The organism is Cellulomonas sp. P4_H12 (genome assembly GCF_056400905.1).
The window spans coordinates 89,631-114,556 of sequence record NZ_JBFUKJ010000005.1 but is presented as its reverse complement, the minus strand read 5'-3'; the positions used below and the strand labels follow the sequence as shown (position 1 = coordinate 114,556).

Below are 24,926 nucleotides of genomic sequence, written 5' to 3'. Positions count from 1 at the left end.
CTCCTTCGGGTGGAGACCCAGTATTCAAGATGATCTATTACTCGTCAACCTTGACTATTACGTGTTCTCGTCCGCCATCGCATAGACGACCCACGGACCGACGCCCGCCGCGCGGGCGACCTCCAGCTGCTCGGGCGTCGGGTTCCACAGCGGTGGCTCGCCCTGGAACGAGTACGCGCCGCCGCGCACGCGATCGAGATAGCCGGCCGACCACTCGAGCTCGCCGCGCGTCCGGGCGATGATCAGCCGGGCGACCTCGGTCGCCGTGTCGGGCGTGTCCTTGGCCCCGAGGATCTCGTCGATCTGCGTCGCCAGGGACGAGACGAGGTCCTCCAGGAGGCGCGCCCGCGTCTCGACCGCACGCACGACCTCGTCGCGCGGGAGGGCGAACGCCATGTTGACGGCCGTGAGGAAGAGCGTGGGGTCGTCGATCGTCAGCAGGCCCGTGCGCACGAGGGAGAGGAACTCGTCCTCGCCGGCCGCGGTCAGCCGGTACGTCGTCCGCGGCGGCCTCGGCCCCTCGGCCACGACGCCCACCTCCTCGAGCAGGCCGGCCTTGGTCAGCGACTTGAGCGCGTTGTAGATCGATCCGGGGTGCACGTGCGCCCACCGGTCGACCTCCCAGCTGACCAGCTCGCGGCGCAGGAAGTAGCCGTGCACCGGTTGGAAGATCCGCACGCACCCCAGCACGAGCAGGCGGGTCGAGGAGCCCTGGGGCGTCGCAGGAGCGGGCATGCGGCGATCCTGCCACGGGCGATGCACGAAGATGGGCAGCGTGACACAGCGCAGCGTCGTCCTCCTCGGGTCCACCGGCTCGATCGGCACCCAGGCCGTCGACGTCATCACCCGCAACCCCGACCGGTTCGCCGTCGTCGGCCTGTCGGCCGGGGGTGGCGACGTCGCCCTGCTCGCCCGGCAGGCACGGGAGCTGGGCGTGTCGGCCGTCGCCGTCGCGGACCCGCGCGCGGAGGCTCCGCTGCGCGAGGCGCTCGGCGACGGCGTCGAGGTGCTCGTCGGCCCCGACGCGTCCACCGAGCTGGCGGGTCGCGGCGCCGACGTGGTGCTCAACGGGGTCACCGGCTCGGTCGGGCTGGGGCCGACGCTCGCGGCCCTGCGCGCGGGCAGCACGCTCGCGCTGGCCAACAAGGAGTCGCTCGTCGTCGGCGGCCGGCTCGTGCACGCCGCGCGGCAGCGCCCGGACCAGATCGTCCCGGTCGACTCCGAGCACTCGGCCATCGCGCAGGCGCTGCGCGGCGGCACGCACCCCGAGGTGCGGCGGCTGATCCTCACGGCGTCCGGCGGACCGTTCCGCGGGTGGACGCACGACGACGTCAAGGCCGTGACCCCGCAGCAGGCGCTCGCGCACCCGACCTGGACGATGGGGCCGGTGGTGACGATCAACTCCTCGACCCTCATGAACAAGGGCCTCGAGCTCATCGAGGCGCACCTGCTGTTCGACGTGCCGGTCGAGGACATCACGGTCGTCGTGCACCCGCAGTCCGTCGTGCACTCGATGGTCGAGTTCGTCGACGGGTCCACGCTCGCGCAGGCGTCACCGCCCGACATGCGGCTGCCGATCGCGCTCGGGCTGTCCTGGCCGGACCGCGTCGCGGACGTCGCGCCGCCCTGCGACTGGACGCAGGCCACCGCGTGGACGTTCGAGCCGCTGGACGAGCAGGTCTTCGGCGCGGTCCGGCTGGCGCGCGAGGCCGTCGCCGCGTCGGCGACCCACCCCGCCGTCTACAACGCCGCCAACGAGGAGTGCGTCGAGGCGTTCCTCGCCGGGCGGATCGGCTTCCTGGACATCGTGAGCACGGTCGAGCGCGTCCTCGGCGAGCACGAGGGCACCGCCCCGGACGCGCTCAGCCTGGACGCGGTGCTCGCGGCCGAGACGTGGGCCCGCGCCCGCGCCCAGGAGATCCTCGCCCGCGTCTGAGCGCGGGAATCCGGGGATCCGCGCACGGACCGTCGGCACAGTCTCGGATTCTCGGGACGGGACGGGACGGGACGGGATGGGACGAGGCGGCTCTGAGCCGGACCGGCCAGCCCGCGGCGCCGCGGCACCGTCAGTGGCCGAKCACCTGGTTCAGCAGGCCGGTCACGCGGCTCGGGCGACCCGTGMGACTCTCGGTGCGGTCGGCCCAGGCCGTGGCCCGCCGGGCCGCGGTGATGCCCGCCCACCGGAGGGGCTCGGGCTCCCAGGCGGGAGAGCGGTGGTCGACCCACGGCAGCCGGACGATGGGGCTGTCCGCGCCCGTGATGAGGTCGGCGAGGGTCCGTCCGGCCAGGTTGGTCAGCGCGACGCCGTCGCCCACGTAGCCGCCCGCCCAGCCGATCCCGGTGTCGGGATCCAGCCCGACCGACGGGTGCCAGTCGCGGGGCACGCCCAGCGGGCCGCCCCAGTGGTGGGTGATCTCGGCGCGGTCGAGCACGGGGAACAGGTCGACCAGCTCGCGCTCGAGGTGCGCCGCGGTGGCTCCGGCACGGTCGTACGAGGCGAGGATCGAGGAGCCCAGGTGGTACGGCGCCCCGCGGCCCCCGAACGCGAGCCGGTCGTCGGTGGTCCGCTGGCCGTAGACGATGAGGTTGCGGGCGTCCGTGAACGTCTCCGCGCGGGCGAGCCCGACCTCGGCCCACACCTCGGGCGGCAGCGGCTCGGTGGCGATCATGTGCGAGTACACGGGGGCGACCTCGCGGCGCGACCCCGGCAGGTGCGCGCTCCACGCCTCGGTGGCGCGGACGACCCAGCGCGCGCGCACGGTGCCGTGGTCCGTCACCACGGCACGCGGCGAGAGCCGCAGCGCGCGCGTCCCCTCGACCACCCGGGCGCCGCGAGAGAGCACGACGTCCAACAGGCCGAGGACCAGCCGGGCGGGCTGGATCCGCGCGCAGTCGGGCGTGAACGAGCCGCCGAGGACGCCGGCGGCGCGCACGTGCTCCTCGACGCCGGCGGGGTCGAGGAGGTGCGACTCGTCGTCCCAGCGGGCGTCCGCGGCGACGTCGGCCGCGACCCGCTCGAGCTGCGGGCCGTTGCGGGCCAGCGTGACGGTGCCGCCGAACGCGAAGCCGCAGTCGATCTGCTCGGCCGCGGCCACGCCGCCCACCTCGACGACGGTGTCGCGCATGGCGGCGCGCATCGCCGCCGCTGCGTCGTGCCCGTGGCGTCGGGCCAGCTCGTCGCCCGACAGCGGCAGCAGCGCGGAGCACCAGCCGCCGTTGCGGCCGCTGGCCCCGAAGCCCGCGACCTGCGCCTCGACCACGAGCACGTCGAGCGAGGGATCGGCCTCGAGCAGGTAGTACGCGGTCCACAGGCCGGTCAGCCCGGCGCCCACGACCACGACGTCGGCCTGCGCGTCGCCGTCGAGCGGGTCGAGCGGGGACCGCTGCGGGACTTGGTCGAACCAGAGGGACACCGTCACAGGCGCGCCCAGGCCTCGGTGAGCACGCCCCGCAGGATGCCCGTGATCTCGTCGAACTCGGCCTGCCCGCACGTCAGCGGCGGCGCCAGCTGGATGACCGGGTCGCCGCGGTCGTCGGCCCGGCAGTACAGGCCCGCGTCGTACAGCGCACCGGAGAGGAACCCCCGCAGCAGGCGCTCGCTCTCGTCGTCGTCGAACGTCTCCCGCGTCGCCTTGTCCTTGACCAGCTCGATCCCGTAGAAGAAGCCCTCGCCGCGGACGTCGCCGACGATCGGCAGGTCCAGCAGTCCCTCGAGGGTGCGACGGAACGCCGGCGCGGACTCCTTGACGTGGGCGTTGAGGCCCTCGCGCTCGAACAGGTCGAGGTTGGCGTTGGCGACGGCGGCGGACACCGGGTGCCCCCCGAAGGTGTAGCCGTGCGCGAAGGACGCGTGGCCGCCTCGGAACGGCTCGTACAGCCGGTCGGAGGCGATGAGCGCGCCGATGGGGGAGTAGCCGGAGGTGAGCCCCTTGGCGCACGTGATCATGTCCGGCACGTAGCCGAAGTCGTCGCACGCGAACATCGAGCCGATGCGGCCGAACGCGCAGATGACCTCGTCGGACACCAGCAGGACGTCGTACTGGTCGCAGATCTCGCGCACGCGCTCGAAGTACCCCGGCGGCGGCGGGAAGCAGCCGCCCGCGTTCTGCACCGGCTCGAGGAACACGGCCGCGACCGAGTCCGGCCCCTCCATCTCGATGGCCTCGCCGATGCGGTCGGCGGCCCACCGGCCGAAGGCCTTGGGGTCGTCGCGCAGGTGCTCGGGCGCCCGGTACTCGTTGGTGTTGGGCACCTTGTGCGCCCCCGGCACCAGGGGCTCGAACGCCTCCTTGAGGGAGGGCAGCCCGGTGATCGACAGCGCCCCGTGCGGCGTGCCGTGGTACGCGATCGACCGCGAGATCACCTTGTACTTGTTCGGCTTGCCGGTGAGCTTGAAGTAGTTCTTCGCCAGCTTCCACGCGGTCTCGACGGCCTCGCCGCCGCCCGTGGTGAAGAAGACGTGGTTGAGGTCGCCCGGCGCGTAGGTCGCGAGCCGCTCGGCGAGGTCGATGGCCTGCGGGTGGGCGTAGGACCACAGCGGGAAGAAGGCCAGCTGCTCCGCCTGGACGCGCGCCGCCTCCGCCAGCTCGGCCCGGCCGTGCCCGGCCTGCACGACGAACAGGCCCGAGAGCCCGTCGATGTACTTGCGGCCCTGGTCGTCCCAGATGTGGTGGCCCTCGCCGCGCACGATCGTCGGGACGCCGTGGTCCCAGGCGCTCTGCCGCGTGAAGTGGCCCCAGAGGTGGGACCTGGCGGCCTCGGAGCGGTCGGTGCCTCGCGGTGTCGTGCTCATCGGGTCCCCCAGTTGTAGAGCTGCTTGCGCAGCTTCAGGTACACGAACGTCTCGGTGGTCCGGACGCCGGGGAGCGTGCGGATCTTCTGGTTGAGGACCTCGAGCAGGTGGTCGTCGTCCTCGCACACGATCTCGCAGAGCAGGTCGAAGCCGCCGGCGGTGATGACGACGTAGTCGACCTCGGGCAGCGCGGCCAGGGCGTCGGCGACCAGCGACAGGTCGCCCTCGCACTTCAGGCCGATCATGGCCTGGCGGGTGAACCCCACCTGCAGCGGGTCGGTGACCGCGACGATCTGCATCACGCCCGAGTCGGTCAGCCGCTGCACGCGCTGCCGCACGGCTGCCTCCGACAGGCCGATCGCCTTGCCGATGGCGGCATACGGGCGCCGCCCGTCCTCCTGGAGCTGCTCGACGATGGCCTTGGAGACGTCGTCGAGTGCCGGGTGCCCCGGTGCCGGTCTGCGTGTGCCCACCCGCCGATGGTGGTCGGCCCGGCGGCTCAATGCAAGGAATCCGTTGCGACAGGCCGTGTGAACTTCTGATTTCGGCGTCCGCGCCCCTCCAATTGGCCGAATGCCCCGTCCGGGGCTCCCGCGGGGACCCGTTGCGGCGTAGCGTGCGGGCCACCGACTGTGAGGAGACTCCCGTGAGCCAGGCCACCGACCAGACGCTCCTGCTGCACAACGTGATCGGGGGCGTGCAGCGCCCCGCCGCGGACGGCCGCACGACGTCCGTCGTCGACCCCTCGACCGGGCTGGAGTACGCCCGCGCGCCGCTGAGCGGTGCCGAGGACGTGGACGCCGCCTACGGCGCGGCCTCGGAGGCGTTCACGACGTGGGGTCGGACCACCCCGGCCGAGCGCCAGCTCGCGCTGCTGCGGCTGGCGGACGCCGTCGAGGCGCGGGCCGACGAGTTCGTCGCGGTCGAGTCGCGCAACACCGGCAAGCCGCTGCACCTGACCGCGACCGACGAGGTCCCGCCCTGCGTGGACCAGCTGCGGTTCTTCGCCGGGGCCGCGCGCGTGCTCGACGGGCTCAGCGCGGGGGAGTACATGGCGGGCCACACGTCGTGGGTCAGGCGGGAGCCGGTCGGCGTCGTCGGGCAGGTGACGCCGTGGAACTACCCGCTGATGATGGCGATCTGGAAGATCGCCCCCGCGCTCGCGGCCGGGAACACCATCGTGCTCAAGCCGTCCGACACCACGCCCGCCTCCACGCTGCTGCTCGGCCAGGTCGCCGCCGAGGTGCTGCCGCCGGGCGTGCTCAACGTGATCTGCGGGGACCGCGACACCGGTCGGGCGCTCGTGTCGCACCAGAGGCCCGACATGGTCGCCATCACCGGCTCGGTGCGCGCGGGGTCGCAGGTGGCCGAAGCCGCCGCCGCCAACGTGAAGCGCGTGCACCTCGAGCTCGGCGGCAAGGCGCCCGTGATCGTGTTCGCCGACGCGGACATCGCCGCGGCCGCGGAGGGCATCGCCGGGGCGGGGTACTACAACGCCGGCCAGGACTGCACGGCGGCCACCCGCGTGCTGGTGCACGCCTCGGTGCGCGCCGACTTCGTCGCCGCCCTCGCCGAGGCCGCCAAGGCGCAGCGCACGGGGAGGCCGGACGACCCCGACGTCGCGTTCGGCCCGGTGAACAACGCCGTGCAGCTGGAGCGCGTGACCGGCTTCCTCGACCGGCTGCCCGACCACGCGTCGATCGTCGCGGGCGGGCACCGCGTGGGCGACGTCGGCTACTTCGTCGAGGCCACCGTCGTCGACGGACTGCGCCAGGACGACGAGGCCGTGCAGGACGAGATCTTCGGCCCGGTCATCACGGTCCAGACGTTCACCGACGAGGACGAGGCGATCGCGCTGGCCAACGGCGTGCGCTACGGGCTCTCGAGCTCGGTGTGGACGCAGAACCACGGCCGGGCGCTGCGGATGTCCCGCGCGCTCGACTTCGGGGTGGTCTGGATCAACACCCACATCCCGTTCGTGGCCGAGATGCCGCACGGCGGCTTCAAGCACTCCGGGTACGGCAAGGACCTGTCGATGTACGGGTTCGAGGACTACACCCGCATCAAGCACGTCATGTCGGCATTTGACGCGTAAGTCGACGGATACAGGAGCCGTTTGTTCCGTCCGTGCAACATTTTCGTTGCGGACGGGTGCTTGCGCGACGGATTCCTTGCTGGACGGCTGTCTGTTTGCGAAGATCCTCGGACCCCGCCTCTCCGGCGGGACCCTGCGGCACCCTAGGAGCCTCATGCGCCCTCTCCGCCGACCTGCCCCCGCGGACCCCCGCGTGCGCGCACTCGCCGCCCAGGCGAACCGCGCACAGCTGTCGCGCCGCTCGTTCCTCGTCGGTGCGCTCGGCACGGCCGGTGCCGGTGCACTGCTGGCCGCCTGCGGCACGGGGTCGCCGAGCGCCACGGCGGAGACCGCCAAGGACGTCTCGGGCTCCGACAAGCTGGTGCGCTGGGCCAACTGGACGCAGTACCTCGACCAGGACGACGACGGGACGACGTACCCGTCGCTGGTCGAGTTCGAGAAGCAGAGCGGTCTCAAGGCCACCTACGCCGAGGACATCGACGACAACGACTCCTTCTACGGCAAGGTGTCCGGCCAGCTGAAGAACGGCCAGGACATCGGCTACGACATCATCACCCTCACCGACTGGATGGCCGCGCGGCTGATCCGCCTGGGCTACACCCAGGAGCTGGACAAGTCCCGGATCCCCAACGCCGCGAACATCCTGCCCAACCTGGCGAACGTCGACTTCGACCCGGGCCGCACGCACTCGCTGACCTGGCAGTCGGGCTTCGCGGGGTTCGCGTGGGACAAGGAGAAGGTGCCGGGCGGCGTGCACACGCTCGCGGACCTGTGGGCGCCCGAGCTGGCGGGCCGCGTCGAGGTCCTCTCGGAGATGCGCGACACGATGGGCCTCATCATGCTCGACCAGGGCGTCGACCCGTCGGGCGACTGGACCGACGACGACTTCTACGGCGCGCTCGACGTCCTCAAGCAGAAGATCGACTCGGGCCACATCCGCCAGGTCCGCGGCAACGCGTACACGCAGGACCTGGCGTCGGGCGACGCGATCGCCGTCATCGGCTGGTCGGGCGACATCACGTCGCTCAACTACGAGTCCGACGACAAGTTCGAGTTCGCCATCCCGGACTCCGGCGGCACGCTCTGGAGCGACAACCTGATGGTGCCGGTCGGCTCCCCGCACCTGGGCAACGCCGAGGACCTCATGAACTACTACTACGACCCGGCGGTGGCGGCTCAGGTCGCGGCGTGGGTCAACTACATCACCCCGGTCGAGGGCGCCCGCGAGGAGATGGAGAAGATCGACCCGGAGCTCGCCGAGAACCCGTACATCTTCCCGACCGACGACATCCTGTCGAAGGTCAGCGTCTTCCGGACGCTCACGCCCGACGAGGAGGAGCGCTACAACGGCGAGTTCCTCACCGTGATCGGCGCATGACCAGCACGACGACCGATGCCGTGGCCGATGCCGCGGCGGGTTCGGGCGGCGCGGCGCTCGAGATCGAGCGCGTGACCAAGGCGTTCGGCTCGTTCGTCGCGGTGGACGACCTCACGCTCACGGTCCCGTCCGGCTCGTTCTTCGCCCTGCTCGGCCCCTCCGGGTGCGGCAAGACGACCACGCTGCGGATGGTGGCCGGCCTCGAGCAGCCGACCACGGGCAGGCTGTCGATCGGTGGCCGGGACGTGACCGGCACGCGCGCGCACCAGCGGCCCGTGAACACGGTGTTCCAGAGCTACGCGCTGTTCCCGCACCTCACGGTGGGGCAGAACGTGGCGTTCGGGCTCAAGCGCTCGCGTGCCGACGACGTCGCCCGGCGGGTCGCCGACGGGCTCGACCTGGTCGAGCTGGGCCATCTCGCCGACCGCAAGCCCGCGCAGCTGTCCGGCGGCCAGCAGCAGCGGGTGGCCCTGGCCCGCGCGCTGGTGAACCGCCCGGCGCTGCTGCTCCTCGACGAACCGCTCGGGGCGCTCGACCTCAAGCTCCGGCGGCAGATGCAGCTGGAGCTCAAGCGCATCCAGACGGAGGTCGGCCTCACGTTCGTGCACGTCACGCACGACCAGGAGGAGGCCATGACCATGGCCGACACGGTCGCGGTGATGAACCACGGCCGGATCGAGCAGATGGGCTCGCCGGCGGAGCTGTACGAGCTGCCGCGCACGGCCTTCGTCGCCAACTTCCTCGGCCAGTCGAACCTCGCGGCCGGCACCGTCACCGAGCGGCTGTCGACGCGCGGCCTGCTGGGCGTCGACGTCGCCGGCACCCGGATCCTGGTGCCCGCCGCGCGCGCGGTGCAGACCGAGGGTGCCGTGCTCGTGGGAGCCCGGCCGGAGAAGATGCGGATCCTCGTGGGCGACCAGGCTCCGGGTCCGGACGAGAACGTGCTCGGCCCGGGAACCGTCACCGACGTCTCGTTCATGGGCGTCAGCACGCAGTACCAGGTGGAGGTMCCGGGGCACGGCACCTTCGGGGTCTTCGCGCAGAACCTGCTCGGCGGCGCGACGGTCGCGGTCGGCGCCTCCGTGCGGCTGGCGTGGGCCGTGGACTTCACGTTCGCGCTGGACGGTGCGCAGGCCGCCGACGAGGGCACCGTCGACCTCGACGACGAGGTGTGAGGACCAGGTGAGCATCGCAGCCGCCCTCGGGGACAGCGTCGCGAGCGGTCCGGACGGCCCGCCGCCTCGCCGCACCGCGCAGCGCGCCCACCTCGTGCTGCTCGGTCCCGGCCTGATCTACCTCATCCTCTTCTTCGTGGTGCCGGTCGGTGCGCTGCTGGCCACGTCGTTGTACGTGCCGGTCCCCGGCGGCGACGTCGGCCAGTACCAGCCGGCGTTGCACTGGCAGAACTACGTCGACGCCCTCGCCCAGTTCTGGCCGACCATCGTGCGGTCATTCTGGTTCGCGCTCCTGGCCACCGGTGCGGCGCTGGTCATCGGCTACCCGATGGCCTACGTCATCGCCATCCGGGCGCGGGGTCACAAGCTGCTCCAGGGCCTGCTCCTGGTGCTGGTCGTCGCGCCGTTCTTCACCAGCTTCATCCTGCGGACCATCGCGTGGAAGCAGATCCTGGCCGACGACGCGTTCGTCGTGACCGCCCTGCACTGGCTGCACCTGCTGCCGCCGGACGCGCGGCTGACCGCGACCCCGTTCGCCGTGGTCAGCGGTCTGACGTACAACTTCCTGCCGTTCATGGTGCTGCCGATCTTCGCGGCGCTCGAGCGGCTCGACGCCCGCCTGCTCGAGGCCGGCGCCGACCTGTACGCGTCGCCGACCACCACGTTCCGCACGGTCACCTGGCCGCTGTCGATGCCCGGGGTCGTGGCCGGCACGCTGCTCACGTTCATCCCCGCGGCGGGCGACTACGTCAACGCCTCGCTGCTGGGCAACAACACCAACACGACGATGGTCGGCCAGGTGATCGACGCGCGGTTCTTCAAGGTGCTCGACTACCCGACGGCGGCCTCGTTGTCCGTCATCCTCATGGTCGCGATCCTGCTGCTGGTCGGGGCCTACATCCGGCGCGCCGGCACGGAGGACCTGCTGTGACCGCCGTGCTCGAGCCGGTCACCACTGCGACGGCGCAGCGCCAGGCTGCGCCCGTGAAGCGGCGACGGCGGCTCGGCGACATGATCGTCCCGATCTTCGCCGCGCTCGCGTTCGTCTACCTGCTGGTCCCGGTCGCCTACACCGTGGCCTTCTCGTTCAACGACGCCGGCAAGACCAACCTCGTGTGGCGCGGCTTCACGCTGGACAACTGGAAGAACCCCTGCGGTGCACCCCAGGTCTGCGAAGCCTTCGCCAGCTCGCTGCAGGTCGGGGTCGTCGCGACGCTCGTCGCGACCGCCCTGGGCACGCTCATCGCGATCGCGCTGGTGCGGTTCCGGTTCCGGGGACGGGCGCTGACCAACCTCCTGATCTTCCTGCCGATGTCGACGCCCGAGGTCGTGCTCGGCGCCGCGCTGCTCGCGCAGTTCCTCTCCGTGCGCGTCCCGCTCGGCTTCGGTGCGGTCGTCGCGGCCCACGTGATGTTCTGCGTGAGCTTCGTGGTCGTCACGGTGAAGGCCCGCGTGTCGAGCCTCGACCCGGCGCTCGAGGAGGCCGCGGCGGACCTGTACGCCTCGCCGTGGCAGGCGTTCTGGCGGGTGACCTTCCCGCTGCTGCTGCCCGGGATCGCCGCCGCGGCGCTGCTCGCGTTCAGCCTGAGCTTCGACGACTTCATCGTCACCAACTTCACCTCCGGCTCGTACACGACCTTCCCGAAGTTCGTCTACGTGAGCGCGACCCGCGGCATCCCGCCGCAGGCCAACGTGATCAGCTCCTTCATGTTCGTCCTGGCCCTCGTGATCGTCGTGCTGGTCCAGGTGCTCGGCTACGCCCGGAGCAAGCGGCTCCGGGCTCGGTGAACGACACGGCGAACGACACAGAGAGGTCGGAGGCGACACTCGTGCGGATCCTGGTGGTCGGGAGCGGCGGTGTGGGCGACGCGGTCGCCCGCATCGCGGCGCGGCGGCGGTTCTTCGAGCGGCTCGTGGTGGCCGACGTGGACCTCGGGCGCGCGCAGCGCACGGTCGAGGCAGCGAGCGCGCACGACGTCGTGGGCGGCCGGTTCGCCTCTGCGGTCGTGGACGCGTCGAGCGCCGACGCGGTCGAGGCCCTGGTCCGGGAGCACGGGGCGACGCACGTGCTCAACGCGGTCGACCCGCGCTTCGTGCTGCCGATCTTCGAGGGGGTGCGAGCGGCCGGCGCGCACTACCTCGACATGGCCATGTCCCTGTCCCGCGCCCACCCCGAGCGCCCCTATGAGCTGCCGGGCGTGAAGCTGGGGGACGAGCAGTTCGCGCAGGCGGCGCGGTGGTCGGACGCCGGGCAGCTGGCGCTGGTCGGCATCGGTGTCGAGCCGGGGCTGTCGGACGTGTTCGCCCGGTACGCCGCCGACCACCTGTTCAGCGCGATCGACGAGCTGGGCGTGCGGGACGGGGCGAACCTCGAGGTCCGCGGCGACGACGGCGAGCCGATCTTCGCGCCGTCGTTCTCCATCTGGACCACGATCGAGGAGTGCCTCAACCCGCCGGTGATCTGGTCGGCGGACCGCGCCGAGGCCGGCGCGGGCCTGGAGGACGGCTGGTTCACGGTCGCCCCGTTCCACGAGCCCGAGGTCTTCCGGTTCCCCGACCCGATCGGGGACGTCGAGTGCGTGCACGTCGAGCACGAGGAGGTGCTCCTCATGCCGCGCTGGGTGGACGCCCGGAAGGTGACGTTCAAGTACGGGCTCGGCGAGGAGTTCATCGGCGTGCTGCAGACGCTGCACCGCCTGGGCCTCGACAGGACCGAGCCGGTGACGGTGCGCGGCGTCCCGGTGAGCCCCCGCGACGTGGTCGCCGCTGCGCTGCCCGACCCGGCGACCATCGGCCCCCGCATGACCGGATCGACGTGCGCCGGGCTCCTGGTCACCGGGACCGGCAAGGATGGCGCTGCGCGCGAGGTGTACCTGTACCACCTGGTCGACAACGCCTGGTCGATGGCCGAGTACGGCGCGCAATGCGTCGTGTGGCAGACCGCGGTGAACCCCGTGGTGGCCCTCGAGCTGCTGGCCGCCGGCACCTGGGCCGGCACGGGCGTGCTGGGGCCGGAGGCGTTCGACGCGGTCCCGTTCCTCGAGCTGCTGGCCGCCCCGACGCCCCACGGCTACGGCTCGCCGTGGGGCATGGAGGAGCGCGACCCCACGAACGGCGGGTGACCACGCGCAGGTGTCCCGACGGATCGCGCGTGGCAGTATGTCCGAACTGCAGACGACGCGACGGGACGGCACATGGCGGCGCGGATCCTCGGGGCGATGGCGCTCCTGCTCGGGCTGGGCGCCGTGCTGCTCGCGACGCCCGCGTCCGCGGACCCGCCGCTGACCTACCAGGCGATCCCGGCGGGCACGTACCCGATCGACGTCGCCCCGTCGCAGGACGGTGCCTGGCTCTTCGTGATCTCCCGCGGCGACGGCGGCGTCGCTGACCTCCGGGTCTACGACGCCGCGACGCTGGCCCAGGTCAATCTGGTGGTCTTCGGCCCGGGCGCCACCTTCAACCCGACGTCCGTCGAGCTCAGCACCGACGGCTCGCAGGTCTGGGTCTCCTTCTACAACCCCGGCGAGATCCGGATCTATCCCACGGCCGACCTGGTCGCCGGGGCGCCGGCGGTCCCGACGGTCCTCACCGGTGGTGGGGGCTTCGTCGACCTCGAGCCGGACCCGTCCTCCGACTACATGTACGCGGCGACGCTGTTCAACCCCCAGTACCAGTTCGACGCGACCGACCTGGCGGCCGTCCCCAGGACCGCTTCCCTGCCGAACGGATCGCGCGGCGTCGCCGTCCGGACGGACGGCACGCAGGTGTACTTCACCCAGCCGGTGGCCGCCCCGAACGGCGGCGTGGCCACCGTCGACGTCGCGGTCGACGGCACGCTGACCGCCGGCCCGGTCACGATCACCGGCGACGTGCCGTGGGGCGTCACGTACTCCGCGGCCGTGGACYGGGTCGTCAGCTCGAACTCCGGCACGCCGACGTCGATCTCGGGCTTCACGCCCGGGGCGGCCGACGTCAACACGGTGCCGATCTCCTGCGGCCCTCGCCTGCTCGACACGACCCCCGACGGCGAGCGCGTCTACGTCGCCTGCCTCACCGGCGGGATCCTCACCAACGACTACACCACCGGGGTCGCCGCGCAGATCCCCGTCGGCGCCAACGTGGAGGCCGTCGACGCGTTCGGTCCCGCGGGCGGCGACGCCGAGCGCGTCTACGCCACGAGCGGGGGGACCGACGAGGTGCTCGTGTTCACCAAGGCGACGGTCGACGCGATCGCCGACCAGTCGGTGGCGACCGGCGCGGAGGTCTCGTTCGCGACCGTGGTCAACGACTTCTGGCAGACGCTGCAGTGGCAGCGCAGCACCGACGGCGGCGTGACCTGGGTCGACGTCGCCGGCGCCACGACGGAGTCGATCGACGTCGGCGCAGTCACGGTGGCCGACTCCGGGTCGCAGTTCCGGCTGGTGGCACGCAGCGGGCTGTTCGACGACGTGATCTCCGCCCCGGCGACGCTCACCGTCGCCCCGCCACCTCCGACGCCGACGCCCACCGCATCACCGGCACCCACACCGGAACCGTCGGGTGTCCTGGCCGTGACCGGGTCCGCTCCGGGGCCGTCCGTCGCCGCAGCCGTCGGGCTGGTCGGTGCGGGGGCCGCCGCCGTGCTGCTCGCAGCCGGCCACCGTCGGCGCGCCGACCGCGAGCAGGGCTAGATCGCCCGGACGGCGTCCTCCAGCACGGTGAGCGCCTCGTCGAGCAGGTCGAGGCCGATCACCAGCGGCGGGAGCAGCCGCAGGACGTTGCCCCAGGTGCCGCAGGTCAGCACCAGCACGCCCCGCGCCGCGCACGCGGCGGCGACCCGCTGCGCCGCTGCCTTGTCGGGCTCCAGGCTGCCGGGCACGACGAGCTCGAGGGCGAGCATCGCGCCGCGCCCACGGACGTCTCCGACCGCCGGCACGTCACGCTGCAGGGCCCGGAGCCGGGGGAGGACCGCCGCCTCGATCGCCCGTGCGGCGCCGGCGAGGTCGTCGCGCTCGTAGATCTCCAGCGAGGCGAGGGCCGCGGCGCACGCGATCGGGTTGCCGCCGAACGTGCCGCCCAGCCCGCCCGCGTGCACGGCGTCGAGCAGCTCGGCGCGGCCCGTGACCGCCCCGAGCGGCAGCCCGCCGGCGATGCCCTTGGCCATCGCCACCAGGTCGGGCACCACACCCTCGTGCTCGCTGGCGAACATCGCCCCGGTGCGCGCGAACCCGGTCTGCACCTCGTCGGCGACCAGCACGATGCCCTGGTCGGCCGCCCACGCGGCGAGCGTCGGCAGGAACCCGGGCGCCGGGACGACGAAGCCGCCCTCCCCGAGGATCGGCTCGACCACGAGCGCGGCGACCTGGTCAGCGCCGACCTGTCGCTCGGCGACGTCGATGGCACGCCGCGCGGCCTGCTCGCCGGTCATGCCCTCGGGGTCGCGCAGCGGGTAGGAGGCCGGGACCCGGTAGACCTCGCCCGCGAACGGCCCGAACCCGGTCTTGTACGGCATGGCGCGCGCGGTCATCGCCATCGTGAGGTTGGTGCGGCCGTGGTACGCGTGATCCAGCACCAGCACCGCCTCGCGGCCGGTCGCGCGGCGGGCGATCTTCACGGCGTTCTCGACGGCCTCCGCGCCGGAGTTCACGAGCACGGACCGCTTCTCGTGGGTGCCCGGCGTGATCCTCGCCAGCGCCTCGCACACGGCGACGTACTCCTCGTACGGGCTGATCATGAAGCAGGTGTGCGTGAAGTCGGCGGCCTGCGCGGCCACCGCCGCCGCGACCTCGGGGGCGCTGGCGCCGACCGACGTCACCGCGATCCCGGAGCCGAGGTCGACCAGGACGTTGCCGTCCACGTCCTCGATCACGGCCCCCGCCGCCCGGGCCACGTACACGGGGAGCGTCGACGACACGCCCGCGGCGACGGCCGCGCGCCGCCTCTCGCCCAGGGCCAGCGAGCGCGGACCCGGGATCGCCGTGCGCAGGACGCGCCGCTGCTCGAGGGGGGTCGCGGGGGCGGAAACAGTGGTCATGGAGGGACGCTATTGCGGATCTCGTGCTTCGGGAAGGATCGACGCGACGGAATCCGACAGCGTCGGCCGGCCGTCTCCTCACGGCCGTTCGGGTGACCTGGGCATGCGTTCAGCCCGCTCCCAGGGACTCGGGTGACAATGTGCCGGCGGGCCGACCGTGGACCCGCGCTCGTGCGCGCCTCGGCGTGCACGGATCGCTGACGGAGGACTTGATGGCGTACCTGATCGGCGTGCTGATCGTGCTGGTGGTGCTGCTGCTCTCGATCGGGCTGCACGAGATCGGCCACATGGTGCCCGCCAAGCGGTTCGGCGTCCGCGTCAGCCACTACATGGTCGGCTTCGGCCCGACGCTGTGGTCGCGGACCAAGGGCGAGACCGAGTACGGCCTCAAGGCGATCCCGCTCGGCGGCTACGTCCGGCTGGTCGGCATGTACCCGCCCGACGCCGCGGTGGGCAACCCGCCGGCTCGGTCGTGGCCCGGCCGGCTCGCGCGCGACGCCCGCCAGGCCAGCGCCGAGGAGATCCGCCCCGGTGAGGACTCCCGGGCGTTCTACCACCTGTCGACGCCCAAGAAGCTGGTCGTCATGCTCGGCGGACCGGTGATGAACCTCCTCATCGCGTTCGTGCTCATGGCGATCGTGCTCGTCGGCTTCGGGCTCCCGGGCACCAGCACCACGCTCGAGTCCGTGTCGCAGTGCGTCATCCCCGCCACCGCCCCGCAGGACCGCGGGTGCACGTCCGCCGACGAGGCGGCCCCGGGCGCCGCGGCCGGCCTCGAGCCCGGCGACACGGTCGTGTCCTACGACGGCACCGCGATCGACTCCTGGGACCAGCTCGCGGCGCTCATCCGGTCCACCGGCGAGGAGTCGGTTCCCGTCGTCGTCGAGCGCGACGGCACGACCGTCGACCTCACCGTCACGCCCGTCGTCGCCGACCGTCCCGTGTACGACGACAACGGCGAGGTCGTCCTGGGTGCGGACGGACAGCCGGTGACCAAGCCCGTCGGGTTCCTGGGCGTCGCACCCGGCAACGAGCTCCAGCCGCAGTCGATCCTCAGCGTCCCGGGCGTCGTCGCGAGCACCACGTGGCAGACCATGACGGTCGTGGCCACGCTGCCCGCGCGGGTGGTCGACCTGGTGCAGGCCGAGGTCGACAACACGCCGCGCGACGCCAACAGCGTCGTCGGCGTGGTCGGCATCGGCCGGTTCGCCGGCGAGATCGCCGCGAGCGACGAGGTCGACTGGCAGATCAAGGCCGCGTCGCTGCTGCAGATGCTCGCCGCGCTGAACATCGCCCTGTTCGTCTTCAACCTGATCCCGCTCCCGCCGCTCGACGGCGGGCACGTCGCCGCCGCGCTCTGGGAGGGCGGGCGCCGGCAGGTGGCCCGACTGCGCGGCCTGCCGCGGCCGGGTCCGTTCGACTCGGCCAAGCTGGTGCCGCTCGCGTACTCCGTGTTCGTGGTCCTCGGGGCCGTCGGCCTGCTGCTCGTGTACGCCGACATCGTCAACCCGGTGCAGATCTGATCCGTGAGGGCTCCGGGGTGATCTCGTGCACCCCCCGGCCTCCCGGACCGGCGCGCCGGGCGCCGGGTGCGATGATGACGAGGTGAGCATCCCGATCAGCCTTGGCATGCCCGAGGCCCCGCCCCTCGTCCTGGCCCCGCGGCGCAAGACCCGCAAGATCAAGGTCGGCAAGGTCGAGGTCGGAGGCGACGCCCCGGTCAGCGTCCAGTCCATGTGCACGACGCAGACCACGGACATCAACTCCACCCTGCAGCAGATCGCGGAGCTGACGGCCGCGGGCTGCGACATCGTGCGCGTCGCGGTCCCCACGCAGGACGATGCCGACGCGCTGCCGGCGATCGCGCACAAGTCGCAGATCCCGGTGATCGCGGACATCCACTTCCAGCCGAAGTACGTGTTCGCCGCGATCGACGCGGGCTGCGCCGCGGTCCGTGTGAACCCGGGCAACATCCGCAAGTTCGACGACCAGGTCAAGGAGATCGCCAAGGCGGCCACCGACGCCGGCACGTCGATCCGGATCGGTGTCAACGCGGGCTCGCTCGACCCGCGCCTGCTGGCCAAGTACGGCAAGGCGACCCCCGAGGCGCTCGTCGAGTCCGCCGTGTGGGAGGCGTCGCTGTTCGAGGAGCACGGCTTCCGCGACTTCAAGATCTCGGTCAAGCACAACGATCCCGTCGTGATGGTCCGCGCCTACGAGCTCCTCTCCGAGCGCGGCGACTGGCCCCTGCACCTCGGGGTCACCGAGGCCGGCCCGGCGTTCCAGGGCACGATCAAGTCCGCGACCGCGTTCGGGGCCCTGCTGAGCAAGGGCATCGGCGACACCATCCGCGTGTCCCTGTCCGCGCCTCCCGTCGAGGAGGTCAAGGTCGGCATCCAGATCCTGCAGTCGCTCAACCTGCGGCCCCGCAAGCTGGAGATCGTGTCGTGCCCGTCCTGCGGTCGCGCCCAGGTCGACGTCTACACGCTCGCGGAGCGTGTGACCGCCGGGCTCGAGGGCATGGAGGTGCCGCTCCGCGTCGCCGTCATGGGCTGCGTCGTCAACGGACCGGGCGAGGCCCGCGAGGCCGACCTCGGCGTCGCGTCGGGCAACGGCAAGGGCCAGATCTTCGTCAAGGGCGAGGTCATCAAGACCGTCCCCGAGGCGCTCATCGTCGAGACCCTGATCGAGGAGGCCATGCGCCTCGCCGAGAGCATGGACCCCGTCGAGGCGGGCGACGGTTCCCCGGTGGTCACCGTCGGCTGACAGGTGCTGACGCCCAGACTCACTCGATCGACGTGTGAGACATCGGGTGCGCAGGACCCGCGTGGTGCAGGATCTACCCATGGTGCAAGACCGCGCTGCGCTGCTCGATGGTCGGGCCGGAGGTCGAGTCCTCGGTGATGTCGACGTCGCGAGCGCCCTCGCCGTGTGCGCCCGGGACGCCGTGGGGTCGGTCCTGGCGACGGCGCGGCTCGAGCAGGCGGTCGGCACGTCGCTCCGCGCGGCGGGCGGGTCCCTGTGGGGGTACGAGGAGGACGGCGAGCTCCTCGCGATCTGCTTCGCGGGGGCCAACATGGTCCCCGTCGTGCCGGTGGACGACGGTCGCACCGTGAGCCGCGCGCTCGATGCCTTCGCGGGGCTCGCCCGCGGCCAGGGCAGACGCTGCTCCTCGATCGTCGGGCCTGCCGACGCCGTGCTCGGCCTGTGGGGCCGGCTGCGCTACTTCTGGCCCGCGGCCCGCGAGGTCCGCGAGGACCAGCCGTCGATGCTCATCGAGAGCACCCCGCTCGTGCCGGCCGACCCGCGCGTGCGCCGGTCCCGGCCCGAGGAGTTCGACGTGGTGCTGCCGGCCTGCGTGAGCATGTTCACCGAGGAGGTCGGCTACTCGCCGGTCAGCGGACCCGGCGGGCCGTACGAGACGCGGGTCAACGGGCTGATCGCGCAGGGCCGGTCGTTCGTGCGGATCGAGCCGGTCGAGCAGGACCGCCGGCTGACGCGCCGGGCGAGCGGGAAGGTCGTGTTCAAGGCCGAGCTCGGGGCCGTCGCCGGGGGAGTGGCCCAGGTGCAGGGCGTCTGGGTGGCCCCCGACCGACGGGGCGAGCGGATCTCCGAGGCGGGCATGGCCGCGGTGGTGCAGATCGCGCGCAGCGAGGTCGCGCCGCAGGTGTCCCTGTACGTCAACAGCTACAACACCCGCGCGCTCGCGGCCTACCGCGCCGTGGGGTTCGGTCAGGTCGGCACGTACGCCACGGTCCTGTTCTGAGCGTCAGCGCAGCAGCCGGGACATCCGCCGGTCCGCCAGCGGCTTGCCGCCCGTCTGGCACGTCGGGCAGTACTGCAGCGACGAGTCCGCGAACGACACCTCGTGCACCGTGTCTCCGCACGGCACGTCGTTCCACCCCGGGCACGGCTGACCGGTCCGGCCGTGCACCTTCATGCCCCGCCGCTTGGCGTCCTTGAGCTCGGTGGCGGGCTTGCCCGAGGCGGACTCCACGGCCCCGGTGAGCACCTCGCGGATCGCCTCCCACAGGACACGGGTGCGGTCGGCGTCGAACGACTTCGTCATGGCGAACGGGCTCATCCGCGCGGCCAGCAGGATCTCGTCCGAGTAGGCGTTGCCGATGCCGGCGATGGTGCCCTGGTCGCGCAGCAGCCCCTTGACCTGCTGGTTGCGCGCGGCGAGCAGCTCGGCCAGCCGGTCCTCGGTGAACTCGTCGGACAGCGGCTCGACGCCCAGCGTCGCGATCTGCGGCACGTCGGACGGGTCCTCGACCACGTGCACGGCCAGCCGCTTGCGCGTCCCCGCCTCGGTGAGGTCGAAGCCCGACCCGTCGTCGAGCCGGACCCGCAGCGCGAGCGGCGACTTCCCGGGGCGCACGGGGTTGGTCGACAGCTGCTCCGACCAGCGCACCCAGCCCGCGCGGGAGAGGTGCCAGACCAGGTGCAGCGGCTCGCCCGTGGGGGTCGCGACCATGACGTCCAGCCACTTGCCGTGCCGTTGCGCGTCGACGACCGTCCCGCCGACCAGGGCGTCCGGCGGCGGGCGGAACGTCTTGAGCGCGCTGATCGCGCCGATCGACACCTCGGTCACGGTGTGGTCGGCCATCCGCCCGCGCAGGAACTGCGCGAGCGCCTCGACCTCGGGCAGCTCCGGCACGGGACCATCCAACCTCAGTAATCGCGTACGGAGGGGTCATCGGGGAGAACTACGCTTCCCCTCATGCTCATCCGCCTGTCCCAGCTCTTCTTCCGCACCCTGCGCGAGGACCCGGTCGACGCCGAGGTCGCGAGCCACCGGCTCCTGGTCCGTGCGGGCTACATCCGTCGCGCCGCGCCCGGCATCTACAGCTGGCTGCCGCTGGGGCTGCGGGTGCTGGCCAAGGTCGAGCAGGTCGTCCGCGAGGAGATGGCCGCCGCCGGCGCGCAGGAGGTGCACTTCCCGGCGCTGCTGCCGCGCGAGCCGTACGAGGCGACCGGTCGCTGGGCGGAGTACGGGCCGAACATCTTCCGCCTCAAGGACCGCAAGGGCGGCGACTACCTGCTGGCGCCGACGCACGAGGAGATGTTCACGCTCCTGGTCAAGGACCTGTACTCGTCGTACAAGGACCTGCCGCTGGCGCTTTACCAGATCCAGACCAAGTACCGCGACGAGGCCCGTCCGCGCGCGGGGCTCATCCGCGGCCGCGAGTTCATCATGAAGGACGCCTACTCCTTCGACATCGACGACGAGGGCCTCGAGGCCTCGTACCAGCGGCAGCGGGACGCCTACGAGCGCATCTTCGCCCGCCTCGGCCTCGAGTACGTGATCGTCGCGGCCACCTCCGGCGCCATGGGCGGCTCGCGCTCGGAGGAGTTCCTGACCCCGACGGCCATCGGCGAGGACACGTTCGTCCGCTCGCCGGGCGGGTACGCCGCGAACGTCGAGGCCGTCACCACCGTCGTGCCCGACGCGGTGCCGTACGGCGACGCCCCGGCCGCCCACGTCGAGGACACGCCGGACACGCCGACCATCGACACGCTCGTCGCCGTGGCGAACGAGCGGTTCGCGCGCCCGGACCGGGCGTGGACCGCGGCCGACACGCTGAAGAACGTCGTGCTGGCGCTCGTGCACCCGAGCGGCGAGCGCGAGCTGCTCGTCGTCGGCCTGCCGGGCGACCGGGACGTCGACCTCAAGCGGCTGGAGGCGTCCGTCGCGCCGGCCGAGGTCGAGGCCGCCGGTGACGCCGACTTCGCCGCCCACCCGGAGCTGGTCCGCGGGTACATCGGGCCCGGGTCCCTCGGGCCGAACGTGCCGGTCGCGGAGGGCGCCGAGCGCACGGCCGTGCGGTACCTGCTCGACCCGCGCGTCGTGCCGGGCACCCGCTGGATCACCGGCGCCGACCAGCCGGGCCGTCATGTGTTCGACCTCGTCGCCGGCCGGGACTTCACCGCGGACGGCACGGTCGAGGCCGCCGAGGTGCGCGCCGGTGACCTGGCCCCCGACGGCTCCGGCCCGCTGGAGCTGGCGCGCGGGATCGAGATCGGCCACATCTTCGCGCTGGGGCGCAAGTACGCGCAGGCGCTCGGCCTGACGGTGCTCGACCAGAACGGCAAGGCCCAGGTGGTCACCATGGGCTCGTACGGCATCGGCGTCACGCGCGTGCTCGCCGCCCTGGCCGAGGCGAACAACGACGAGCGCGGCCTCGCCTGGCCGGCGCACGTCGCCCCGGCGCACGTGCACGTCGTCGCCACCGGCAAGGATCCCGCGGTGTTCGAGGCCGCGGACGCCCTGGCCACCGAGCTGTCGGGACGCGGCATCGAGGTGCTCTACGACGACCGTCCGGGCAAGGTGTCGCCCGGCGTGAAGTTCGCCGACGCGGAGCTCCTGGGCGTCCCGCTCGTGGTCGTCGTCGGCCGCGGGCTGGCCGAGGGGCTGGTCGAGGTGCGTCCGCGGGTCGGCGGCACCACCGAGCAGGTCCCGGTCGCCGAGGCGGCGGACCGGGTCGCGGCGCTGGTCGCGGACCTGCTCACCGCCTGATCCGCCCAGGCCGCTCGCAACGTCCGAGCATCCGGTCGCCCTGGCAGCCGGATGCTCGGACGTCGTCGGCGTCAGCCTGCGGGCTGCTGGGCGCGCTCGGGGAGGCCCGGGAACGGGACCGGGGTCGCGCCCCACGTGGCGGCGTCGTCCGTCGCGACGCGCAACCCGTCGACGAGCGCGGCCCGGCTGCCCGGGGCGGCCTGCGCGACCGCGTTGGCGTACGCGTCGGCCACCGAGGTCTCGAGCGTCCGGGCCAGGGTCGTGGCCACCGCCGGGTCGTCGAGCCCGGCCGGGAGCGTGTAGGACGCCCGGCGCGGGTCCTGGGCGCCTCCGTCGATGCCGGCGGCGCTCGCCCACTCCTCGCTGCGCGCGCGGTGCGCCTCGGCGGCGGCGGAGGCCGCGGCGCGCTGGTCGCCGGAGAGCTTGGCCGCGACCACCTCGAACCCGTAGCCGGCCTGGTCGTGCACGAGCGCGAGCGTCGCCATGTCGTCCGTGCCGAGACCATCCGCGGTGGCGGACGGGCTGGGCGTCGGCTCGGCCGGCGCGGCGGCGTCCGGGACCAGCGACGGGACCTCGGCGCCGCTGGCGTGCGCCAGGCGAGTGGCCAGCTCCCCCCGCGACGTGGCGACCGACGCGACGAGCCGCGCGAGCGGTCCGTCGGCGACGGCGTCCGCGTCGGCGAGGGCGGTGCGGGTCGCGGTCCCGAGCTCGGCGAGGACGTCGGCCACCGTGGCGGTCGACGCCGTGGGCGTGGCGGCGGGGGAGCCGGACGGCGCAGGGAGGCCGGAGACGTACACCCCGCCGAGCTGGTCGGCGTGCTGGCCGGAGAACGCGGACACGTCGGCGAGCACCGGCGCGACCGGCCCGACGGCACCGTCGGGCAGCAGAGCCGCAGCCGCGGCCGCGTCGGCGAGCGCGAGCGAGTCGGCCACCGTGCGGGCCCGGACCTGCTCGACGGCGTCGGGGCTGGGCTCCACGGGAGGYGGCGTCTCGGCGCGCAGCCCGCAGGCCGCGAGCGTGAGAACCATCACGGCCGCGGCGAGAGCGCGGGCCAGCGGGCGTGCGAGATCTCGCGGGCTGACAGGGTCGGGTCGCGCGCTCATCGCCGGTGATCCTGCCACGCCACAGGCGGGCGGCCGTCGGGCACGCGCGGACTCGTTACGCTGGACCCACAACATCACAGGGTCGCACCGTCGCTCGCCGACGACCCGCTGGACCGACAGGAGGCTGACATGGTCGCGCCAGCACACGCAGAGCGGGTCCGCCACGTCGTGGAGCCCGCCGTCGTGGCCGGGGGTCTCGTGCTCGAGGACGTCACCGTGCGCAAGTCCGGGACGCGTTCCGTCGTCGAGGTGGTCGTCGACGTGACCGAGGACGACGAGGGCGACCTCGACCTCGACCGGGTGGCAGAGGCGACCCGTGCGGTCTCCGACGCGCTCGACGCGGCCGACGTCATCGTCGGCGAGTACACGCTCGACGTCATGAGCCCGGGCGTCTACCGCCCGCTGACCGAGCGCCGCCACTTCACGCGCGCGGTCAGCCGCATGGTCACGGTGACGCTGACGGACGGGTCCAAGCTGGCGGGTCGGTTGACCGAGGTCGACCGGACGAGCGCCGAGGGCGACGCGATCGTCGTCGTGCCCGTGACGCCGGGCCGCAAGGGACGCAGGCCGGTCGTGAGCGACCCGGTCCGCGTGCTCCTGACGGACGTGCGCGAGGCGCACGTCGAGGTGGACCTGTCGGGCATCGGCCCTGTGGACGACGACGAGGCCGGCCGCGACGCCGCTGCCGGACAGGAGAGCTGAGATGGACATCGACATGAGCACGCTGCGGCTGCTCGAGCGGGAGCGGGAGATCAGCCTCGACGTGCTGGTCTCCGCGATCGAGCAGGCGCTGCTGTCCGCCTACCACCGCACGCCCGGCGCCCAGGCCCGCGCTCGCGTGGAGGTCGACCGCAAGACCGGGCACGTCACGGTGTGGGCCCGCGAGGCCGCGCCGCTCGGTGAGCCCGACGACGAGGGCATCATGCCGCCGCCGGGTCCGGACGGGCCCGAGTACGACGACACCCCCGACGGGTTCGGCCGCATCGCGACGGCCACCGCCCGCCAGGTCATCGTCCAGCGCCTCCGGGACGCCGAGGACGACCAGGTGCTCGGCGCGTTCCGCGGCAAGGAGGGCGAGGTCCTCGGCGGGGTCATCCAGCAGGGCCGCGACCCGCGGACGGTGCTCATCGACGTCGGCGGGACCGAGGCCGTCCTGCCCGCCCACGAGCAGGTGCCGGGCGAGGAGTACGTGCACGGCGACCGCATCCGCGGCTACGTCCTGGAGGTCGCCCGGGGCCAGCGCGGCCCGCAGGTCACCCTCTCGCGCACCCACCCGAACCTGGTGCGCAAGCTGTTCGCGCTCGAGGTCCCGGAGGTCGCCGACGGCACGGTGGAGATCACCGCCATGGCGCGCGAGGCGGGGCACCGCACCAAGATGGCCGTCCGCGCGACGGTCCCGGGCGTGAACGCCAAGGGGGCCTGCATCGGCCCCATGGGCGGCCGGGTGCGCGCCGTGATGGCGGAGCTGCACGGCGAGAAGATCGACATCGTCGACCACGCGGACGACCCGGCGGAGATGATCGCGCACGCGCTGTCGCCCGCCCGCGTCCTGTCGGTCACGGTGGTGGACCCCGAGGCCCGCGCGGCCCGCGTGGTCGTCCCGGACTACCAGCTGTCGCTCGCCATCGGCAAGGAGGGCCAGAACGCCCGCCTCGCCGCGAAGCTGACCGGGTGGCGCATCGACATCCGGTCTGACGCCGAAGTTCCCGAGACCGCCTCCCAGGGCGCACGCGACGGTGCGGACGGTAGTGAGTGACCTCACGAGTGACGCCGTCCGTGCCCCGGCGCGGTAGACTTGCTGCGGCTGGGCCGGATGTCCGGCTCCTCCCGTCGAGCCGGCGGACCCCTCA

21 protein-coding genes are annotated in these 24,926 nt (G+C 72.9%); 14 read left to right on the top strand and 7 right to left on the bottom strand.

The window, feature by feature from the left end; translation table 11 throughout:
- Positions 1–57: 57 nt before the first annotated feature.
- Positions 58–735: a PadR family transcriptional regulator gene (locus tag AC1DQC_RS04640; protein WP_477050043.1), complete on the bottom strand. Its 678-nt coding sequence runs from the start codon at positions 733–735 to the stop codon at positions 58–60.
- A gap of 31 nt (positions 736–766) precedes the next feature.
- Here AC1DQC_RS04640 and dxr point away from each other — a divergent pair, with 31 nt between their 5' ends.
- On the top strand, positions 767–1,936 hold the full coding sequence (dxr, locus tag AC1DQC_RS04635; protein ID WP_477050042.1) for a 1-deoxy-D-xylulose-5-phosphate reductoisomerase: 1,170 nt from the start codon (positions 767–769) through the stop codon (positions 1,934–1,936).
- A gap of 130 nt (positions 1,937–2,066) precedes the next feature.
- On the opposite strand, the gene AC1DQC_RS04630 is transcribed toward dxr, so the two are convergent.
- The 3 genes from AC1DQC_RS04630 to AC1DQC_RS04620 are packed head-to-tail and all read right to left on the bottom strand — an operon-like array spanning position 2,067 to position 5,265.
- A complete protein-coding gene (locus AC1DQC_RS04630) occupies positions 2,067–3,413 on the bottom strand; it encodes an NAD(P)/FAD-dependent oxidoreductase (protein ID WP_477050041.1) in 1,347 nt (448 codons plus the stop codon).
- 2 nt (positions 3,414–3,415) lie between these two features.
- A complete protein-coding gene (locus AC1DQC_RS04625; RefSeq protein ID WP_477050040.1) occupies positions 3,416–4,792 on the bottom strand; it encodes an aspartate aminotransferase family protein in 1,377 nt (458 codons plus the stop codon).
- Positions 4,789–5,265 (bottom strand): Lrp/AsnC family transcriptional regulator, encoded by a 477-nt coding sequence (locus tag AC1DQC_RS04620; RefSeq protein WP_477050039.1) that lies wholly within the window; start codon positions 5,263–5,265, stop codon positions 4,789–4,791. The genes AC1DQC_RS04625 and AC1DQC_RS04620 overlap by 4 nt, the downstream gene beginning before the upstream one ends.
- Positions 5,266–5,438: 173 nt before the next feature.
- Here AC1DQC_RS04620 and AC1DQC_RS04615 point away from each other — a divergent pair, with 173 nt between their 5' ends.
- From AC1DQC_RS04615 to AC1DQC_RS04585, 7 genes are all read left to right on the top strand, one after another.
- Complete coding sequence (locus AC1DQC_RS04615; RefSeq protein ID WP_477050038.1) at positions 5,439–6,887, top strand: gamma-aminobutyraldehyde dehydrogenase; 1,449 nt, start codon at positions 5,439–5,441, stop codon at positions 6,885–6,887.
- A 193-nt stretch (positions 6,888–7,080) separates the two neighbouring features.
- Positions 7,081–8,265, top strand: coding sequence for an ABC transporter substrate-binding protein (locus AC1DQC_RS04610; RefSeq protein WP_477050037.1), 1,185 nt, complete (start codon positions 7,081–7,083; stop codon positions 8,263–8,265).
- Positions 8,262–9,440, top strand: a complete 1,179-nt coding sequence (locus AC1DQC_RS04605) for an ABC transporter ATP-binding protein (RefSeq protein ID WP_477050036.1) — start codon at positions 8,262–8,264, stop codon at positions 9,438–9,440. Before AC1DQC_RS04610 ends, AC1DQC_RS04605 begins: the two co-directional genes overlap by 4 nt.
- 13 nt (positions 9,441–9,453) lie before the next feature.
- Positions 9,454–10,371: an ABC transporter permease gene (locus AC1DQC_RS04600; RefSeq protein ID WP_477050077.1), complete on the top strand. Its 918-nt coding sequence runs from the start codon at positions 9,454–9,456 to the stop codon at positions 10,369–10,371.
- A gap of 80 nt (positions 10,372–10,451) precedes the next feature.
- Positions 10,452–11,228, top strand: coding sequence for an ABC transporter permease (locus AC1DQC_RS04595; RefSeq protein WP_477050076.1), 777 nt, complete (start codon positions 10,452–10,454; stop codon positions 11,226–11,228).
- Positions 11,229–11,269: 41 nt separating this feature from the next.
- The gene (locus tag AC1DQC_RS04590) at positions 11,270–12,562 is read left to right on the top strand and encodes a saccharopine dehydrogenase family protein (protein WP_477050035.1); all 1,293 of its coding nucleotides are present in this window, start codon (positions 11,270–11,272) and stop codon (positions 12,560–12,562) included.
- A gap of 72 nt (positions 12,563–12,634) precedes the next feature.
- Complete coding sequence (locus AC1DQC_RS04585) at positions 12,635–14,110, top strand: lactonase family protein (protein ID WP_477050034.1); 1,476 nt, start codon at positions 12,635–12,637, stop codon at positions 14,108–14,110.
- On the opposite strand, the gene gabT is transcribed toward AC1DQC_RS04585, so the two are convergent.
- Positions 14,107–15,453, bottom strand: coding sequence for a 4-aminobutyrate--2-oxoglutarate transaminase (gene gabT / locus AC1DQC_RS04580; protein ID WP_477050033.1), 1,347 nt, complete (start codon positions 15,451–15,453; stop codon positions 14,107–14,109). The genes AC1DQC_RS04585 and gabT overlap by 4 nt on opposite strands.
- A 212-nt stretch (positions 15,454–15,665) precedes the next feature.
- Here gabT and AC1DQC_RS04575 point away from each other — a divergent pair, with 212 nt between their 5' ends.
- The 3 genes from AC1DQC_RS04575 (at position 15,666) to AC1DQC_RS04565 (ending at position 19,219) form a co-directional block, all read left to right on the top strand.
- Positions 15,666–16,976: a M50 family metallopeptidase gene (locus AC1DQC_RS04575; RefSeq protein WP_477050032.1), complete on the top strand. Its 1,311-nt coding sequence runs from the start codon at positions 15,666–15,668 to the stop codon at positions 16,974–16,976.
- Between the two features lie 106 nt (positions 16,977–17,082).
- The gene (gene ispG / locus AC1DQC_RS04570) at positions 17,083–18,219 is read left to right on the top strand and encodes a flavodoxin-dependent (E)-4-hydroxy-3-methylbut-2-enyl-diphosphate synthase (protein ID WP_477050075.1); all 1,137 of its coding nucleotides are present in this window, start codon (positions 17,083–17,085) and stop codon (positions 18,217–18,219) included.
- A 79-nt stretch (positions 18,220–18,298) separates the two neighbouring features.
- Entirely contained in the window at positions 18,299–19,219 is a 921-nt protein-coding gene (locus tag AC1DQC_RS04565; RefSeq protein WP_477050031.1) for a GNAT family N-acetyltransferase, read from the top strand.
- 3 nt (positions 19,220–19,222) lie between these two features.
- Here AC1DQC_RS04565 and AC1DQC_RS04560 read toward each other — a convergent pair whose 3' ends face one another.
- Positions 19,223–20,113 (bottom strand): Fpg/Nei family DNA glycosylase, encoded by an 891-nt coding sequence (locus AC1DQC_RS04560; protein ID WP_477050030.1) that lies wholly within the window; start codon positions 20,111–20,113, stop codon positions 19,223–19,225.
- A 63-nt stretch (positions 20,114–20,176) separates the two neighbouring features.
- On the opposite strand from AC1DQC_RS04560, the gene AC1DQC_RS04555 reads away from it, so the two are divergent.
- Entirely contained in the window at positions 20,177–21,973 is a 1,797-nt protein-coding gene (locus AC1DQC_RS04555; protein ID WP_477050029.1) for a proline--tRNA ligase, read from the top strand.
- Positions 21,974–22,044: 71 nt separating this feature from the next.
- Here the strand turns inward: AC1DQC_RS04555 and AC1DQC_RS04550 are convergent, their stop codons facing one another.
- Entirely contained in the window at positions 22,045–23,076 is a 1,032-nt protein-coding gene (locus AC1DQC_RS04550) for a DUF4439 domain-containing protein (RefSeq protein WP_477050028.1), read from the bottom strand.
- A 129-nt stretch (positions 23,077–23,205) separates the two neighbouring features.
- Here AC1DQC_RS04550 and AC1DQC_RS04545 point away from each other — a divergent pair, with 129 nt between their 5' ends.
- Positions 23,206–23,778, top strand: a complete 573-nt coding sequence (locus AC1DQC_RS04545; protein WP_477050027.1) for a ribosome maturation factor RimP — start codon at positions 23,206–23,208, stop codon at positions 23,776–23,778.
- A 1-nt stretch (position 23,779) separates the two neighbouring features.
- On the top strand, positions 23,780–24,832 hold the full coding sequence (gene nusA, locus AC1DQC_RS04540; RefSeq protein ID WP_477050026.1) for a transcription termination factor NusA: 1,053 nt from the start codon (positions 23,780–23,782) through the stop codon (positions 24,830–24,832).
- Positions 24,833–24,926 lie beyond the last annotated feature (94 nt).

What these genes read in the sequence shown, in the direction of transcription:
- AC1DQC_RS04640 (WP_477050043.1), bottom strand. Translation starts at nt 735, where the DNA reads ATGCCCGCTCCTGCGACGCCCCAGGGCTCCTCGACCCGCCTGCTCGTG.
- dxr (WP_477050042.1), top strand. Translation starts at nt 767, where the DNA reads ATGGGCAGCGTGACACAGCGCAGCGTCGTCCTCCTCGGGTCCACCGGC.
- AC1DQC_RS04625 (WP_477050040.1), bottom strand. Translation starts at nt 4,792, where the DNA reads ATGAGCACGACACCGCGAGGCACCGACCGCTCCGAGGCCGCCAGGTCC.
- AC1DQC_RS04595 (WP_477050076.1), top strand. Translation starts at nt 10,452, where the DNA reads ATGATCGTCCCGATCTTCGCCGCGCTCGCGTTCGTCTACCTGCTGGTC.
- gabT (WP_477050033.1), bottom strand. Translation starts at nt 15,453, where the DNA reads ATGACCACTGTTTCCGCCCCCGCGACCCCCCTCGAGCAGCGGCGCGTC.
- AC1DQC_RS04575 (WP_477050032.1), top strand. Translation starts at nt 15,666, where the DNA reads ATGGCGTACCTGATCGGCGTGCTGATCGTGCTGGTGGTGCTGCTGCTC.
- ispG (WP_477050075.1), top strand. Translation starts at nt 17,083, where the DNA reads ATGCCCGAGGCCCCGCCCCTCGTCCTGGCCCCGCGGCGCAAGACCCGC.
- AC1DQC_RS04565 (WP_477050031.1), top strand. Translation starts at nt 18,299, where the DNA reads ATGGTGCAAGACCGCGCTGCGCTGCTCGATGGTCGGGCCGGAGGTCGA.
- AC1DQC_RS04555 (WP_477050029.1), top strand. Translation starts at nt 20,177, where the DNA reads ATGCTCATCCGCCTGTCCCAGCTCTTCTTCCGCACCCTGCGCGAGGAC.
- AC1DQC_RS04545 (WP_477050027.1), top strand. Translation starts at nt 23,206, where the DNA reads ATGGTCGCGCCAGCACACGCAGAGCGGGTCCGCCACGTCGTGGAGCCC.
- nusA (WP_477050026.1), top strand. Translation starts at nt 23,780, where the DNA reads ATGGACATCGACATGAGCACGCTGCGGCTGCTCGAGCGGGAGCGGGAG.